The organism is Microbulbifer maximicatervae (SeqCode), assembly GCF_052467505.1.
Genome location: NZ_CP174313.1, coordinates 1260044 through 1276591 on the forward strand (window position 1 = coordinate 1260044; position 16548 = coordinate 1276591).

Sequence of the window (16548 nt, forward strand, 5' to 3'; positions counted from 1 at the left end):
CTTAGTATTTCAGCGTCGAGACATCAGTCTATGAGTCCAATAAGGCGATATTAACTACGTATTTCGCTTGCAAAGACATTTTTTTTCTGTATCTTAAATTGAAATGTAACCGGTTACATTCTGTTTCAGGCAGTGGAGTGCTACGAAAACCGCAGTCTGGAAACAGCGCGTCCGCTTACAAAACACGGAAAAAAATAAGTAGGCTGTTCATTCAGCTGGTTCTTTGAGTGGCCCGAGGGGATGGGGTTTGGTTAAAAAAATAAGAATGGGCATGGTTGGTGGTGGAGAGGGTGCTTTTATTGGTGCAATCCATCGAATGGCTGCAGCTCTCGACGGTGAGATAGAGCTAGTCGCCGGCTGCTTTAGTAGCGATTCCGAACGCAGTCGTAAAGCTGGTGAAAAGCTGGGGCTACACCCGGACAGGATTTACCAAAGCTATCAACAGATGTTCCAAGAGGAATCCCGTCGCAGCGCTGATGATCGAGTTGAATTTGTATCTGTAGTAACTCCCAACCATCTCCATTTACCCGTTTCTATTGCTGCGTTGCGGGCGGGATTCCATGTCCTCTCCGACAAGCCAGCCGCCTCCACTTTGGAAGAAACACTTGAGCTTAAAAAGGAAGTGGAGCAAAGCGGGCACCTTTATGGTTTGACCCACACTTATGCTGCTTACCCTCTGGTTATGCAAGCGAGAGCAATCCTGGGCAGGAGAGAGTTGGGGTCTATTCGACGAGTTACCGTTGCCTATCCGCAGGGGTGGCTGGCACTAGCCGGTGATTCCACGGGAAGTAAGCAGGCGAGTTGGCGAACAGATCCTGCACGTTCGGGAGAAAGTGGCTGCTTTGCGGATATAGGCACCCATGCTCATCATCTGGTGGAGTTTTTTACTGGCCAGCATATCTCTGAAGTCTGCGCAGACGTGCAAGCGGTAGTTGATGAAAGAGCGTTGGATGATGACGGTGCAGCGCTATTTAAATTAGATCAGGGCGCCCGAGGAACACTTACAGCCAGTCAAGTCTGTGGAGGAGAGGGGAACAACCTGAATATCAGCGTTTACTGTGAAGACGGTTCGCTGTTTTGGGAGCAGGAAGCCCCAAACCAATTGCAAGTAAAGCGCAGGGGGCAGCCTGTGGCGATTTTGAAAGCCGGTGCGGATTGTGAGTATCTGGATGGAGACGTCAGGTCTTTCTGCCGGACACCTCAAGGACACCCGGAGGGCTATATAGAGGCCTTCGCCAATATCTATCGCGATTTTGCTGGTCAAGTCCGAGGCCGCCGGAAGGGGTTAGTTTCAAAGAATAGTCCTGCCGTTGGCAACATTGATGCAGGTGTTCGCGCGATGGCATTTGTGCGCGGTGTGCTGGAGAGTAGTCGCGCAAAATCCTCATGGGTTTCCCTGGCGCCTTATTGGAAGTGAGTGGCTAGGTCCAACCTCACAGAATTTAGGTATCTCTGGCAGGGTGGGCGTCCGACAGCTAGTACGGCACAGGGAGGTGCCGGTGTCGGCCTGCGGCCAGTTACCTTTTGAAGAGTTTTCTCAAAAGGTGCAAACCAATCGCTTGGAAAGGGTTGGTTGCAGAATTAATAAGTACAGCAGTAAAAAGGATAACAATAAATGAAGGCACCCAGAATTCAGGGGCCCGGAATTTTTCTCGCCCAGTTTCTCCCATCGAGCGAACAGCCAGCATCGCTTGAATCTATGGCTCGTTGGGCATCAGACCTGGGGTACAAAGGCATCCAGGTTCCCACTTGGGACAAGCGGATTTTCGATCTTGAGCTGGCCAGTAAAAGCCAAGCTTACTGTGATGATGTGCTGGGGATCTGTGAGGAGGCTGGGGTACAGATTTCTGAATTGTCTACGCATTTGCAGGGGCAGTTGGTCGCAGCTCACCCAGCCTATAAGGAAATGCTGGATATTTTTTCTCCAGAGGCAGTACGCGGAAACTTGCAAGCCCGTGCAGAGTGGGCGAGCAATCAATTAGTTCTTGCAGCCCGGGCCAGTGCCAACCTGAAGCTCAAATCCCATGCAACTTTCTCCGGCGCTTTACTCTGGCACACTTTTTATCCTTGGCCCCAGCGCCCAGCGATGTTGGTTGAAGAAGGTTTTCGCGAGCTGGCCCGTTTGTGGCGTCCAATATTGGATGCGTTTGACAGCGCGGGGGTCGATGTCTGCTATGAGCTGCACCCTGGTGAAGACCTGCATGATGGCTTGACCTTCGAGCGGTTTCTTTACGAGGTGGAAGATCACCCCAGAGCCAACATCTTGTATGACCCGAGCCATTTGCTCTTACAGCAAATGGATTACCTGGCCTTTATCGATATCTATCACGAGCGAATCAAGGCTTTCCATGTGAAAGATGCGGAGTTTCACCCGAGTGGAAGGGCTGGAGTATACGGCGGTTACGCCCCCTGGATTGACCGCCCCGGTCGCTTTCGCTCCCTGGGGGATGGCCAGGTAGATTTTCGTGGGATTTTTAGCCGACTGACCCAGTGCGGTTACGATCGCTGGGCGGTATTGGAATGGGAGTGTTGCATTAAGGATCAACAGCAGGGGGCCAGCGAGGGTGCGCCATTTATTCGGGAGCACCTGATAACCGTGGCTGACAAAGCTTTTGATGATTTTGCCGGTGCTGAAACAGATCGCGCTCGAAATCGTAGGATTTTAGGGCTCGAGTAGCTTAGCTTCCGAGTATGAATAATTGGAAGCCGATGTCAGTGAGTAATGAATAATAATAAATTATGCGGAGATTGGATTGATGAGTACCCAAATTGAACCACTGGATAAGAAAATTTTCCTGGTGGGAAATCTCTCAATTTTTATGATTGGTCTTGGTTTAGCTGTTAGGGCAGTTATAGCCACTAACTTACAAGAAGATATTTACAATCATATCGATTTAGCGAACTCCACAGCTATGCTTGGTGAAGCTATTGGTATTACTTTTGCTGGATTCGCATTCACACTTCTATTTGGCAGTGCCCTAGTAGACTTAGTTGGCATTAAGAGAATGTTACTACTGTCTTCAATTGGCTATGTATTAGGTAGCCTATTAATAATTTTTGCTTCAATGATACCCCCAAGTGCTGGTGTAGAGAATTTGGTATTAATTGGGTTGCTTCTTACTGGGTTAGGTTGGGGGGCCGTCGAAGCCGCCAGCAATCCAATGGTTGCTGCTGTCGACCCAGAGAATAAAACACACCGCTTAAATATATTGCATGCTTGGTGGCCAGCGGGAATGGTCGTTGGGGGGTTGCTTGGCCTGGCAATATCTAAATACGCGCTGCCTTGGCAACTCAACTTAGTTGTATTACTCATACCTGCCATAGTACTGGCACGACTAGTAATCACGACTAAGTTCCCAGTTACTGAGCGGGTTTCCACTGGGATCAGTTACGGAGAGATGTTTAGAGAAGTCTTTAAGCAGCCAATGTTTATTCTTCTTTGGGTTTGCATGTGGCTGACAGCTGCATCGGAACTCGCTCCCATGCAATGGGTAGACCTGACACTCTCAAGAGTAGTGGGAATGAAAGGGATCTTATTATTGGTATATGTGAGCATGGTGATGTTTGTAATGCGCCATTTCGCCGGCCATCTTGCGAAGTTACTGTCGCCTGCAGGACTACTTTGGTTAAGCAGTCTACTTGCTGCAATAGGGCTTTATAGCCTGGGAATGGCAAGAACTCCAGTTACTGCATTCCTGGCGGCGACTGTTTGGGCTATCGGTGTTTGCTATATGTGGCCCACCATGCTCGCTACGGTATCCGAGCGTTTTGTACGCGGCGGCGCACTGTTTTTGGGGCTGCTGGGGTTTGCTGGGGGAATGTCTATTCAGTTCGTACTGCCGAAACTTGGAGAAATTTTCGACAACGCCAAGATTGAGGCTGCCGGTGGTTTGGAAGCCTTTGAAAAGTTAACGGGCGATGAGCTGGACACTGTGTTGGCGACTGCCTCTATCGAATCATTCCAGTCACTGGCCGTGGTTCCCCTTATCTTGCTGCCGATTTTTGCGTTTATCTGGTTTTGGGATCGCAGGCAGGCAGCGAGCAAAGTGCAAGGTGTCACTGTAGTAGGCAACCAGTAGGCGTTTTCCATTTGTGCGAAAATAGTCGACTACTAACAACAAAGTAACGGAAAAGTATGTCAAACATTCGCGAAGTTGCACGTCGCTCCGGTGTTTCCGTCGCGACCGTGTCCAGAGCCCTGAAAGACCCGCAAATGGTTTCTCCGCGGACCAGGGAGCGGGTGCTGAAAGCGGTGGAAGAGGCCGGCTATCGGCCCAACATGTTGGCGAGAAACTTTAGTTCCGGTAAATCATTTGCGGTGATGGTTCTGGTCCCAAATATCGCCAATCCATTTTTTTCCAAAGTTATCCGAGGGATAGAAAAGGCAGCTCAAGACCAGGGCTACTCCGTATTGCTGGGAGATACCAAGGGCGAACCAGCTCATGAGCAGTTCTATGCGGGAATGGCGCTGACGAATCAGGCAGATGGGCTTATTCAACTGGATAGCCGCTATCCATTTGCAGAGAAAGATGCAGCTTTGGCAGCTTCGATTCCAATGGTAAATGCGTGTGAGCGCATTGCTGAAGACGACCGCTATCCGGTTGTTGAACTGGATAATTCCGGCGCGGCGCAAGCCATGGCTCGCCATTTGATCGAGCTGGGTCACCGCCGGATCGGCATAGTGACAGGCCCACTTAATAGTCCGATTGTGCGTGATCGCCTGGCCGGTTTTGAGGAGGAGATGCAACGGCACGGTCTCGAATTGAATTCTGACCTGGTTGTAAACGGAGAATTCACTATGCCGTCTGGTGCGGAGGGTGCAAAAAAACTGCTTTCTTTAGCCAGTGCGCCTACCGCCATTTTTTGTATGAATGATGAAATGGCTATTGGTGCTGTTCATCAAGCGAAGGAAATGGGTTTGCAGGTGCCTGCGGATGTGTCGGTGGCGGGCTTCGATAATATTGAGTTTTCGCAATTTACGGACCCACCCTTGACAACAATTGACCAGCCCGCAGAGAAGCTGGGCAGATATGCGATGGAAACCTTGCGCCGCATTATTGATGGAAAACCGTTAAAAGCGAGCCGAACTATTTTGCCCTTTGATTTAGTGGCAAGGGGAAGTACTGCCCGCTATCAGGATTAATAAAGTACGGATGTAAAACCATCACGGCGAACTGATTAGATAAACACCAATTCATGTGGAGATAACAACGATGGAAAAATTCACTGAGACAAAATTTTGCACGTCTTTACTGGCCTCTGCAGCACTACTAGTCACACTAGGGGGTTGTGAACGGATGCCGGAAAAGTCCGGTATACAAGCAGATAAGGACTGGAGGCATTTATTCGACGGTAAAACGTTGCAGGGTTGGACCGGTGCCAATGGCTCTCATGTAGGAGAGGCCTGGCAGGTCGTTGATGGCAACCTGGTGCTCACTGCTGGTGGAGCGGGGGATATCGTCACTGCAGAGAAGTTTTCTGATTTTGAGCTGGAACTGGAATGGAAGATATCTGAAGGCGGCAACAGCGGCATTATTTATCGGGTAGCTGGTGGCAATGCACCAGTCTGGATGTCAGGTATGGAATACCAGGTACTTGATAACAGTGCTTTTCCCGAACTGGAAAAACTGAGCCACAGCGCAGGATCAGTCTTCGACTTGTATGCACCCAGCGAGGATGAGGTAAAGCCGGCAGGAGAATTCAATAAAACGCGTATTCGAGTGGAGAATGGTCGGGTTGAACATTGGCTGAATGGAAGCATGATTGTCAGCTATGAACTCTGGTCTGAAGATTGGGATACACGTCTTGCCAACAGTAAGTTTTCCTCTTACCCCGATTTTGCCCGTAGTGAGAGCGGCTTTATTGCTTTACAAGACCACGGCGACAAAGTGTGGTACCGCAATATCAGAATTCGGGAGCTGTAAATCATGGGTATTTCAGGCGTGGGTATTTGGCAGGTACTTATTGTTCTTGTGTTAGCGGTTCTACTATTTGGTAGTGGCAAGATCCGCCGTCTGGGAGAAGACCTTGGAGGAGCGATTAGTGGTTTCCGCCGCTCATTGCATCAAAGCGATAAGGATGGCACTAGAGAAGATTCCCCAGGTAACTTGTCTGGCAATCTACTCCAAGCTGGGGAGCGGGAATGAAGCGTAGAAATTTGCTACAGGTTGGTGCCGGCTTGGCTGCAGCTGCTTTTACCGCACCCTTGTTTGGCAATAGTGGGCGAATCATGACCAATACCCCGGGTGGCCCTGTGAAAATTTCCCTGGCCCAATGGTCCCTGCATCGGCAATTGCGAAGTGGCACTCTCAAGGTATTGGATTTCCCTATTAAGGCAAGAAAGGCATTTGCAATTGACGCGGTAGAGTATGTCAATCAGTTTTTTGCTGATAAGGCCAGGGATCAGAATTTTCTTTCAGCGTTGAAAGTGCGTGCAATAGATCACGGGGTTAAAAGCCTTTTGATTATGGTTGATGCAGAAGGTGATCTTGGCAACCCAAATGCTGGCGAAAGACAACAAGCGGTAGAAAATCATTTCCAGTGGGTTGAAGCGGCCAAATATTTGGGTTGCCACTCTATCAGGGTGAATGCTGGCGGACAGGGTAGTAGCAGGGAGGTTAGTTCTGCTTGTAGAGATGGGCTGCGAGCTCTCTCAGAGTTTGCCTTGGATTTCGACATCAATATCGTGGTGGAGAACCACGGTGGCTATTCCTCAAACGGGCTTTGGCTATCCCAATTATTACAGTCAGTGGATATGCCGAACTGTGGAAGTTTGCCAGACTTTGGAAACTTTGGTGACTACGACCGCTACTTGGGAGTAGAGCAGTTGATGCTCTTTGCCCGCGGAATCAGCGCAAAGAGTTTTTCATTTGATAAGCAGGGAAATGAGACCAATACGGATTTTGCCCGGATGCTGCGGATAATTCAAAAGGCGGGTTACAAGGGGTATATCGGCATTGAGTATGAAGGCGCTGGCGATGAAGACTGGGGGATCAAAGCAACGAAAGAGCTTTTGCTGCGCTTGTCGCGCCAGGGTGAACTATATAGTGAGTAAGTAATAATTATTTGATTAAAAATGTAACCGGTTACTTGCGTTTTTTGATCATAATATTTAGGGATTTCTAGGCTCGTTAAAAATGTTCATAAAAATTAATCTCCTTGGTTAAAAAAAGCATAAGTCAGACATTAGATGTAACGGATAGATAAAAAATTTTGACAAAAAATGTAACCGGTTACAAATTTATCTTATAAGTTAATTAAAATTAAACGAATAAAACAAAAATAATTGATGAAGTAGGAGAGAGGCGATGCCGAATGATGACTTCGAGAAGAAAGAGTATGACGCACTGATTGTTGGATCTGGTGCTGGCGGCGGTATGGCTGCCTATGTACTAGCCACTGCAGGGCTCAAGGTTCTGTTGCTGGAGGCGGGGAGATCCTATGACCCAGTCAAGGAAACCCCGATGTTTAATCTCCCAAAAGATGCGCCTTTGCGTGGGGGTAGCACACCGGAAAAGCCGTTCGGTTTCTATGATGCAACGGTTGATGGAGGTTGGCAGGTACCTGGTGAACCTTACACTCAGGGCTCTAGGGAAAGAGGCCGCCGTTTCGATTGGTGGCGTGCCCGTATGCTGGGTGGCCGTACGAACCACTGGGGACGGATTTCCCTGCGAATGGGTGAGTATGATTTTAAACCCTACTCAAGGGACGGACTCGGTTTTGACTGGCCGATCAGTTACAGCGATCTCGCTCCCTACTACGATAAAACCGAGATGCTCATTGGTGTCTATGGTACTAACGAGGGGTTAGAAAACACTCCTGACTCCTCCGAAGGAGTGCTGCTGCCACCCCCGAAGCCCCGTGCCTATGAACTTCTGGCCAAAAAAGCGTGCGATAGGCTGGGGATCCCTGTAATTCCCTCTCACCTGGCTATTCTCAGTGAGCGTCTGGATCACGAAAATATTCCGCAGAAATTATTCCCAAACAATAAATTGGCTCAGGACGTCACCCGGGAATCAATGAAATCTCGCGCAGCCTGTTTTTGGGCCACGCCCTGTGGGCGCGGTTGCTCAATTAAGGCGAATTTCCAGTCCACGACTGTACTACTGCCACCGGCATTAGCGACGGGCAACCTGGATATCATTACTGATGCCATGGTGCGTGAAGTTACCGTTGATAAAAAAGGTAAGGCAAACGGGGTTATTTATATTGATAAAGATACCCGTCAGGAAAAATTTGCCAGTGCCCGAGCTGTGGTTGTTGCAGCCAGTGCCGCTGAAACTTCGCGCATTCTCCTTAATTCCAAAAGCACTTTGTTCCCCGATGGTATCGCCAATGGCAGCGGTGCCGTAGGGAAATACCTGATGGATACAGTGGGAGCTGGTATCGGCGGGCAGATTCCCGCTTTGGAAAGTATGCCTGCCCACAACGAGGACGGCGCATCGGCGATGCACATGTATATGCCCTGGTGGTTGTACAAGGAACAATTGCGTGGTGACCTGGATTTCGCCCGTGGCTACCACATTGAATTCGGCGGTGGTCGCAGTATGCCGGGCGCAGGTGCCTTCGGCGGTATGGGTGATTTTACCAATGGTGCTTATGGCAAAGACTTGAAAGAAGCCTGCCGGCGTTACTACGGCTCCTTTGTGTGGTTTGACGGTCGCGGGGAAATGATTCCCAACGAGGACAGCTACTGTGAAATTGATAAGGACCAGGTAGATCAGTGGGGCATCCCGGTGTTGAAGTTCCATTGGAAATGGAGTGACCAGGAATTGAACCAGGCCGCTCACATGCACAAAACCTTTGCTGAAATCATTGAGGGTATGGGTGGTAAGGTCACCTCTACCGTGCAAACCGACGGTGCCAAGGCAATTATCAACGGCGGTGCGATTATTCACGAAGTCGGCACGGCGCGCATGGGCTCAAATCCGAAAGATTCCGTGCTTAATCCTTATTGCCAGTCCTGGGAAGTACCGAATCTCTTCCTTACTGACGGCGCACCCTTTGCCTCCAATGCTGATAAGAATCCAACCCTGACCATTATGGCGCTGGCCTGGCGCACCTGCGACTACATCGTGGACCAGTTCAAGAAGAGGAATTTCTGATATGAGCGAGGAAAAAACCAACCTGGGTCGGCGCAACGCCCTGCGTTTGATTGCTACCACCGCTGCTGCAGTTCCAGTCATTGGCTGCTCTGAGAAAGTAGCGCAAAAAGTTGTAGTGAAAGAGGAGGTGCCTGCGGCTGAACCGGTAGTAAAGAACCTGGACGCCCCGAAGCAGACCCTGGCCAGGGGCACGCCGACAGATCCGGATCTCCTTAATCCCGTTGTGCCTTGGGAGATGCAGCTTGAAACGAGTGAGTTAGCGGTATTGGCAGCACTTTGCGACGTCATTATTCCCGCAGATGAAACTTCTCCGAGTGCCTCTTCAGTAGGTGCCCATCACTACATCAACGAATATGTCAGCGCCCCATATTCCAATAATAAAGCGGATCTTGTCACGATTCGGGGAGGAGTTGTTTGGCTGGAGGGTGAGTCCAAGCGCAGATTTGGAGGTTCCTTTGTCGATCTGAATGAGCCTCAAAAAGTAGCCATCTGTGAGGATATCAAGTGGACTCGCACGGCAAAGCCAGAGTTCCAGGCTGGTGCTCGTTTCTTTGCCAAAGTTCGAGTTCTCGTGTCCACCGCTTTCTATACCACCGAGGAAGGTATGGCGGATATCGGTTATGTGGGTAACCGACCAATGGCGAGTTTCCCTGGAGCGCCCCCTGAAGTTCTCAAGCGACTTGGCTTGGATAGCTAAAAACGCTTTTTGCTTTAGCGCTATACGCACATATAAAAATATCGAGACAGAATTGGATCGATAAGAGTAGGGCATATTCCGGTGGCCCGGCAAATGATATGTCGGGCTTTTAGGGTGAACGGAAAGCTAGAAAAAAATAATAAAAGAGAAATTTGAGCAATGAGAGAGATACCCTTAAATACAAATCGCCAGCTAGATATATTGAGGACGTCTGTAAGTGTTCTAGTGTTGTGCAGTGTTGTTGGTATGGCAAATGCCCAGAGCACCAGTGAATCTGATACAGAGAGTCTGGTGCTAGAGGAAGTAGAGGTATTGGGTATTCGCCGGAGCATGGAGAAAAATCTCGATGTAAAGCGTTTTTCCAATGCGGTGGTAGACTCAATCACCGCTGAAGATATGGGTAAATTCCCCGATAAGAATGTTGCAGACTCTTTGCAGAGGGTTCCGGGAGTATCCATCGTTCGAAGCGGCGGCGAGGGTGCCGAGGTAAGTATCCGAGGAACTGCACCTGAGCTCACTTTTACCCAGCTAAATGGAAACTATATAGCCACTCCCGGCGATGATCCATCCCGATCATTTTCCTACGCATTGCTACCTTCAGCGATGATCTCCCGAGCGGATGTGTACAAAAGTCCAGAAGCAAAACTGGATGAAGGTGGGATAGGTGGTACTGTAATTTTACACACCCGCAAGCCACTGGACCTGGATTCCGGGGAGGGCATGTTATCCATTGAGAGTACTTATGCTGATGTTACTGGGGAGTACGAACCTCAGTACACCGGTTTTTACTCATGGAAAAATGATCAGGAAACCTTTGGCGTATTGTTTGGATACTCAAAGCAGGATCGTCAGAACCGGGTAATTAGCACCTCGGTAGAAAACTGGGGTTGGCAGGGAGATGAGTCCCCCCAGGCTGGCGTAGAGGCCAGGGGGCCGATGATGGATATCGACGGTAATGAATACCGGGATTTCTATGCGCCGCGAGCCGTTGTCGGTAGTGTATTGGAAGAGGAACGGACCCGGGATGGCATGCAGCTAAGTGCCCAATGGCGTCCGGTAGAACAGCTGGAATTTGGTGTCAATTATTTCCGCTTTGAGCTGGGCGGCAACTCAGAGAATTATCGTATCGTATTTCCTGAGTGGAACTACGGGGATGCAATAGCGCCGGGCAGTCTCAAGTTTGATGAAGATGGTGATACTCTTCTTGGCATTGGTATGCTCGATCGGGGCCAGGCAGAGTTACAGTCTCCACAGGTAGCTGGTGACTACACTCGAGCGGAATATGTTTCGGACACGCTGGATTTCAATATCAGTTACGAGGGAGATGGATATAGTGCTCGGTTGGTAGTCGGTAATACCAGTGCAGAGGGCGGCCCCTCTGAGAAATTGTTTGCATCAGTCAATTCCCGTTATGGCACTGCAACCGATTGGAGCTGGGATCTCAGCAGTGGTACTGCTGAAATTGATACCAGTGCAGATCTGGGAGATCCCAACACTTATCCTTTATATGACTGGTTCTCATCCCATTGGACCAGCAGCGAGGACGAGGAGAGTTACTACCAGCTGGACGTTTCCATCGATATGGATTATGCCTGGCTTACCTCCCTGGATGTTGGGGTTAAGTACCGGGACCATGAGATAAACCGCCGCATCACCAAACAATCCTGGGATGATGATAATCCTCCCTGTCCAACGATTAACTGGGGTGATGTTGATGGAGCTTGTTACCCCTGGTGGCCAAGTGATTCATTCCACACTGACCCCGATGGTGTGCCCGACACAATCGATATCCTTTCAAACGGCCCTCTCGATAATATTATCGGCGGTGTGAATGTGCCAAATTTCGCTTATCTGGAGTTTGATAAGTTAAAAGAGTTTCTATACGCAACCTATGGTGACCCTACGGTAATCGTCGAGAAAAATCAGGTTTACCGGGTTGGTGAGGAAATTACGGCTGCTTATGTACAGCAGAATTTTGCCTCGGCAGTCCTGCGCGGAAACTTTGGTATTCGAGCAGTCCAGACCAAGCAGTATGCGAGCACCTACGACTATATTGATGGGGTGTTACAGGACGAACCCAATATTCGTGACAGCAGCAATACTGATATTTTACCTAGTGCTAATATCGCTTGGGATATCTCCGATGAACTGGTTATGCGCGCAGCTCTCGCTAGAGTCGTAGCGAGAGTGGAATACGATAATCTCGGTGGTTCTGAAGTGATCCACGCTCCTTTGCCCGGCTCAACAGTCAGTCAAGGGTATGCAGGCAACTCTGAATTGGAGCCTTATAAAGCTGATCAGTTTGATTTGGGGCTGGAGTGGTATTTCGATGATGCCTCTGCTGCAGGACTGACCTTGTTCAGAAAAGATATTGCTTCGTTTGTAATCAACGGCAGTTCTATGGTGACAAGGGATATCGATGGTGTTACCCGGGCAGTGTCTATGTCTATGCCGGTCAATGGCACTGATGCTACCGCACAAGGTGTAGAACTGTTTGTTCAGTATGCCTTTGATAATGGCTTTGGAGTCTATGCAAACTATACCTTCACAGATACGGAGCTAGCTGAGATTGACTCTGAAGGTATCAAAACCAAAACAGAAATTGCCGGCACTTCAAAGGACCAGTACAACCTATCCCTTTACTATGAAAATATCGACTTTAGCATTCGCGCTTCTTACAATTATCGCAGTGACTATGCAGACGGATTCCACAATGGCATGAACACTTTCACTGATGAATACGATCAGTTGGATGTTAATGCATCTTATCGCTTGATGGATAACCTGACGTTGACCGCCTCAATAATCAACCTTACCGAAGAGAAGGTGGATAGATATTGGGGTGAGGAAAACAGGGTCTGGGGCTCCTCATATTCAGGCCGACGAGCTTATATGGGGCTGACTTATAGTTTCTAACCTCATTGCTACTCAGTCACGCGGACACAGGGATGTGTCCGCACCTTTCTGAAAATTTTTAATTTCATATCAGCGTACTCAGTTTAGGCGCAATTGAGTATTTTATTAGCTCTCATATATCAATTCAATCTAGGAAATGTGTGCATTTTATACTAGTACTCAAGTGGAGGAGTAATTTAAAGTAGTTTGAATGGAGGGATTTGTCATGTTTAAAGTATATATAGAAGACACAGCACCCTATGCTCTGGGAGTTGCTGTCGCAGTCTACACTACCTGTTAATAGAAGGTAGTTTTTATGAAAAGTGAGATGGCCCTTGAATTTTAGGGACATCTCACTCAAGTCTAATAAGGATTAATTTAGAATTCAGCGATTCTGCCTTTCTAGTTCCCTTACCACTTCTAGTAAATATGATGGTTAAGCGATGATGAAAGGCTCTGCTTTATTAGATAATTTCTTTCTCTATTTCAGTGAAAATGAAGTCATCTTGTGGGATGTTGTTCATCACGATCAGTGGGCTTTGGATAAAGAAACCCTCATAAATATTCTGGATAAATTTTACTCCGATGTGCAGACAGAAGAAACAAAGGCAGCAGATTTCCTTCAAAGTAATGGGGCCTTCATCAGTGGTGATCTAGCCCGGAAACAATGGGGTTGGGATGTACTATCTTGGTTTTACCATTATGGCACCAAGCTTTCATTACCGCCCTCAACTGAGGACAAAGAAGGGGACAGTGAAGATCCCAGGGTATCTTGGGTAGGGCAGTATGTTGACTACTGTAAACAGGTGCCGGAAAAGGCTAAAGGCAAGTACAATTATCCAGAAGTGGATATTCCACTGAATAGCTTTCCTACCACCAATCAGTTGGAGTCTGTGTTTGGGACCCGGTTTTCTTCACGAAAATTTGTACCGGGTACCACTTTAAAACGTGAGCTTTTGGAAAAAATACTCTTTCATTGTGTAAAATTTCGAACTTCTCCGTTTGTTGAAAAGTTTTATAAGGCCCACTCAGACAAAATAAATTATTTTGGATATTTTCGCAGCAGCCCTGCTGGCGGCGCCTTACAAGCTACAGATATATACCTGATAGTGCACTCGGTACAGGGGATTGATCCCGGTATTTACCTCTATAATCCGATTGATCATGGATTAACCAAAGTCGGCGATGCTGTTAGCCATGATAAGATACGTCGTTTGTTGGTAGGTCAACCCTATGCCGAGGGTGCCGCAGTTAATATTTGCTTTGTCTGCAAATTTAATCGTTTCTGGTCTAAGTATCGTCATTCTCGTATCTATCGGATGGCTTACCTTGAAGCGGGTCATTTATCTGAGAATATATTTCTCTACGCTCATTCCCTAAAACAAGACGTGTTTATAGCCGGCGCTTTTTATGATGAAGAGTTTGAGAGCCTATTGAAGCTGGATAAGGATAGCGCCATGGTCTTTTTTATGGCTATTGGGGAAGGAGAGCATGCCTGTTTCCCGGTAGAGTACTTGCCTTCTGATTCAACAAAATTGGATTAATGAGTAATAGTTAAATGTTTTGCCTGAAAAAAGAAGTTTGACATTGCGGTAATCGATGATTTTAGGGCCAAAATAACCAGTTTGGGACTTCCAATGAGCATAAAAGAGAAAAGGTACTTATGGTGAGGTGAAAACTGCAAAGCAGTATGCCCCACCGAAGTAGATAAGGATAAGGTGCGTTAGTGCAGGGTGTGGACCAACCGTGAACTTAAGCGCATGGTGGGGGAGAAGCGGATCATATCGATTAGAGAGTCGATATAGCGTTCACCGAGTTCGCCGATATCTTCAATTCTTGAGGATAAGAGCCAAGTTTCAATCACACCGAACAGGCCACCGTGTAACATCTGCATCGCGAGGTCTGTATCAAGATCTTCGGGCAGTTGGCGCTCGGATACTGCGAGGGCAATCAGTTGTGCCATTCGCTCAAGCCCGCGGGTGCGCCCTTGCTTCATACGCAAGTGGGCTTCATTGTTCTCGGTAACCTTTTCTTCACAGGGATGGAAGATAATCTCAAGTACCTGCTGCCACTCTGGGTTACAAGCAATTTCCTGAAACAGCCACACCCAGCGGGTTCGCAGTGTACCGAGGGGATTGGCGTTGAGTTGCTCGCCGGCGTTATTACAAAGTTGTTCGCCGGGTAGTACCATGCGCTCTGTCAGAGCGAGCAGCAAACCGGTTTTGCTGTGAAAGTGGTTGGCAACAGCACCGCAACTAACTCCAGCCAGCTTTGCGACTTCGGAAAGGGAAGGGCGACACACTCCATATTCATGAAACACATTGAGCGCGGCGTTTAATATACGCTCACGGGTGGTCAAAATTTGCTCATCTCTGCGTTTGGTCATAAGGAACAGCGGCTTCTTTAATCAATTATTAGTTCACTCTGGCTCATTTTTGCAGCGTTTAACCGCAAGTGTGCAAAGGGGTTTTGTGTGCAAACCCTTGAATATACTGGATGAAAGTGCATGTTAGATGAAAATTGCACGATTATGAACAGTTGATCCTGTTTCCTACGTACTCCTAAAATGCCACGCTACTTTGCTCAGATTTCCTTGTCACTTAAAAATTCCGCTAACTGCCAATATTTTGTCCGCGCAGTCATTTTTAGAGGTAACCATGTTAAAAGCCCGAGCTCTCACCAGCCTTTTGGTCGCTTCCGCATTGTTGGCGGGGTGTAACGAGGAAGCTTCGGCTCCACCGGGAATGGCCCCCCAAGTGACCGTAGTCACACTTCAGCCGGAATCCGTCACTCTTACCAGGGAGCTGCCGGGGCGGACTTCCCCCTTTAAAGTGGCTGAGGTTCGTCCGCAGGTTAATGGCATCATAAAACGCCAGTTGTTCCGTGAAGGTGGCCAAGTTAGTGCAAATCAGCCACTTTACCAGCTAGATGACGCTCTTTATCGTGCTGACGTCGATAGTGCTAGGGCAAGTTTGCAAGGCGCAAAGGCGGCTATGAACATCGCTCGCCTCAAAGCCGAGCGTACTGCGAACCTGGTGGGTAATGGTGCTGTTAGCACGCAGGAAAATGATGCTGCGGAAGCCGATCTTCAGGAGGCCCGAGCCGATGTAGCCGCAGCTCAGGCGGAGCTGCACAGGGCGGAAATCCAGTTGGAATATGCAAGGGTCACCTCTCCGATTACAGGCCGAATTGGCAAATCTACAGTTACTCAAGGTGCTCTGGTAACGGCCAATCAAGCCGGAACTTTGGCTACTGTGCAGCAACTAGATCCGATCTATGTTGAGGTTACCCAGTCGGCAGCTGAGCTTGTTAGCCTCCGCCGAGCGCTTCAAGCGGGCACATTGGCCGACGCCACTCATCTACCTGTGACAATCCTATTAGAAGATGGCAGCGAATTTGAACACCAGGGCAAGCTGGAGTTTGCCGAAGCCAGTGTCAACCCCTCAACGGGCAGTGTGTTGTTGCGAGTAGTTGTTCCAAACCCGGATACCATGCTGTTGCCGGGTATGTATGTACGCGCAATTGTCGGTAGTGGTGCCCGTAAAGACGCAATTCTGGTACCTCAGCAAGGAATTGCGCGGGACCCTAAAGGCAATACCTCAGCCATGGTTGTTAATGAGGAAAATGTGGTTGCCCAGCGATCTGTGCGGGTTAGTCGTACGATTGGCAATCGCTGGCTAGTGGAAGATGGGCTCGAGGCCGGGGACCGGGTCGTAGTCGCCGGGCTTCAGAAAATTCGCCCGGGAGCCCCGGTACAGGCCAGCGAGCGCGAAAATGAGCAGCTGCCGGCGGCTGAAGGTGATCAACAGGCTGGCGAAGCGCCTGCACAGCAGGGGTCTTAAGGGTAGGGGT

Annotated in this window: 13 protein-coding genes; 12 read left to right on the plus strand and 1 reads right to left on the minus strand. The window is 48.8% G+C overall.

Annotated elements, in window-relative coordinates:
• Window positions 1-247: 247 nt before the first annotated feature.
• The 11 genes from ACJJIN_RS05690 to ACJJIN_RS05740 all read left to right on the plus strand — a co-directional run bounded on the left by ACJJIN_RS05690 (window position 248) and on the right by ACJJIN_RS05740 (window position 14240).
• Window positions 248-1417 (plus strand): Gfo/Idh/MocA family protein, encoded by a 1170-nt coding sequence (locus ACJJIN_RS05690; RefSeq protein WP_444897237.1) that lies wholly within the window; start codon window positions 248-250, stop codon window positions 1415-1417.
• 198 nt (window positions 1418-1615) lie between these two features.
• Entirely contained in the window at window positions 1616-2677 is a 1062-nt protein-coding gene (locus ACJJIN_RS05695) for a sugar phosphate isomerase/epimerase family protein (protein WP_444897238.1), read from the plus strand.
• Between the two features lie 79 nt (window positions 2678-2756).
• Entirely contained in the window at window positions 2757-4079 is a 1323-nt protein-coding gene (locus ACJJIN_RS05700; RefSeq protein ID WP_444897239.1) for an MFS transporter, read from the plus strand.
• A 56-nt stretch (window positions 4080-4135) separates the two neighbouring features.
• The gene (locus ACJJIN_RS05705) at window positions 4136-5143 is read left to right on the plus strand and encodes a LacI family DNA-binding transcriptional regulator (protein WP_444897240.1); all 1008 of its coding nucleotides are present in this window, start codon (window positions 4136-4138) and stop codon (window positions 5141-5143) included.
• A gap of 70 nt (window positions 5144-5213) precedes the next feature.
• Window positions 5214-5924: a 3-keto-disaccharide hydrolase gene (locus tag ACJJIN_RS05710; protein WP_444897241.1), complete on the plus strand. Its 711-nt coding sequence runs from the start codon at window positions 5214-5216 to the stop codon at window positions 5922-5924.
• A gap of 3 nt (window positions 5925-5927) precedes the next feature.
• Window positions 5928-6146, plus strand: a complete 219-nt coding sequence (locus ACJJIN_RS05715; protein WP_108733294.1) for a twin-arginine translocase TatA/TatE family subunit — start codon at window positions 5928-5930, stop codon at window positions 6144-6146.
• A complete protein-coding gene (locus ACJJIN_RS05720) occupies window positions 6143-7054 on the plus strand; it encodes a sugar phosphate isomerase/epimerase family protein (RefSeq protein WP_444897242.1) in 912 nt (303 codons plus the stop codon). Before ACJJIN_RS05715 ends, ACJJIN_RS05720 begins: the two co-directional genes overlap by 4 nt.
• 253 nt (window positions 7055-7307) lie before the next feature.
• Entirely contained in the window at window positions 7308-9104 is a 1797-nt protein-coding gene (locus ACJJIN_RS05725) for a GMC oxidoreductase (protein WP_444897243.1), read from the plus strand.
• Window position 9105: 1 nt separating this feature from the next.
• Entirely contained in the window at window positions 9106-9801 is a 696-nt protein-coding gene (locus tag ACJJIN_RS05730) for a gluconate 2-dehydrogenase subunit 3 family protein (protein ID WP_444897244.1), read from the plus strand.
• A gap of 246 nt (window positions 9802-10047) precedes the next feature.
• Window positions 10048-12717, plus strand: coding sequence for a TonB-dependent receptor (locus ACJJIN_RS05735; RefSeq protein WP_444897245.1), 2670 nt, complete (start codon window positions 10048-10050; stop codon window positions 12715-12717).
• Between the two features lie 422 nt (window positions 12718-13139).
• Window positions 13140-14240, plus strand: coding sequence for a SagB/ThcOx family dehydrogenase (locus tag ACJJIN_RS05740; protein WP_444897246.1), 1101 nt, complete (start codon window positions 13140-13142; stop codon window positions 14238-14240).
• Window positions 14241-14419: 179 nt separating this feature from the next.
• On the opposite strand, the gene ACJJIN_RS05745 is transcribed toward ACJJIN_RS05740, so the two are convergent.
• Window positions 14420-15082, minus strand: a complete 663-nt coding sequence (locus ACJJIN_RS05745) for a TetR family transcriptional regulator (RefSeq protein ID WP_444897247.1) — start codon at window positions 15080-15082, stop codon at window positions 14420-14422.
• A 271-nt stretch (window positions 15083-15353) separates the two neighbouring features.
• Here ACJJIN_RS05745 and ACJJIN_RS05750 point away from each other — a divergent pair, with 271 nt between their 5' ends.
• A complete protein-coding gene (locus tag ACJJIN_RS05750; RefSeq protein ID WP_444897248.1) occupies window positions 15354-16538 on the plus strand; it encodes an efflux RND transporter periplasmic adaptor subunit in 1185 nt (394 codons plus the stop codon).
• Window positions 16539-16548 lie beyond the last annotated feature (10 nt).

What these genes read in the sequence shown, in the direction of transcription:
- ACJJIN_RS05735 (WP_444897245.1), top strand. Translation starts at nt 10,048, where the DNA reads ATGGCAAATGCCCAGAGCACCAGTGAATCTGATACAGAGAGTCTGGTG.
- ACJJIN_RS05740 (WP_444897246.1), top strand. Translation starts at nt 13,140, where the DNA reads ATGATGAAAGGCTCTGCTTTATTAGATAATTTCTTTCTCTATTTCAGT.
- ACJJIN_RS05700 (WP_444897239.1), top strand. Translation starts at nt 2,757, where the DNA reads ATGAGTACCCAAATTGAACCACTGGATAAGAAAATTTTCCTGGTGGGA.
- ACJJIN_RS05720 (WP_444897242.1), top strand. Translation starts at nt 6,143, where the DNA reads ATGAAGCGTAGAAATTTGCTACAGGTTGGTGCCGGCTTGGCTGCAGCT.
- ACJJIN_RS05715 (WP_108733294.1), top strand. Translation starts at nt 5,928, where the DNA reads ATGGGTATTTCAGGCGTGGGTATTTGGCAGGTACTTATTGTTCTTGTG.
- ACJJIN_RS05725 (WP_444897243.1), top strand. Translation starts at nt 7,308, where the DNA reads ATGCCGAATGATGACTTCGAGAAGAAAGAGTATGACGCACTGATTGTT.
- ACJJIN_RS05730 (WP_444897244.1), top strand. Translation starts at nt 9,106, where the DNA reads ATGAGCGAGGAAAAAACCAACCTGGGTCGGCGCAACGCCCTGCGTTTG.
- ACJJIN_RS05695 (WP_444897238.1), top strand. Translation starts at nt 1,616, where the DNA reads ATGAAGGCACCCAGAATTCAGGGGCCCGGAATTTTTCTCGCCCAGTTT.
- ACJJIN_RS05705 (WP_444897240.1), top strand. Translation starts at nt 4,136, where the DNA reads ATGTCAAACATTCGCGAAGTTGCACGTCGCTCCGGTGTTTCCGTCGCG.
- ACJJIN_RS05745 (WP_444897247.1), bottom strand. Translation starts at nt 15,082, where the DNA reads ATGACCAAACGCAGAGATGAGCAAATTTTGACCACCCGTGAGCGTATA.
- ACJJIN_RS05710 (WP_444897241.1), top strand. Translation starts at nt 5,214, where the DNA reads ATGGAAAAATTCACTGAGACAAAATTTTGCACGTCTTTACTGGCCTCT.
- ACJJIN_RS05750 (WP_444897248.1), top strand. Translation starts at nt 15,354, where the DNA reads ATGTTAAAAGCCCGAGCTCTCACCAGCCTTTTGGTCGCTTCCGCATTG.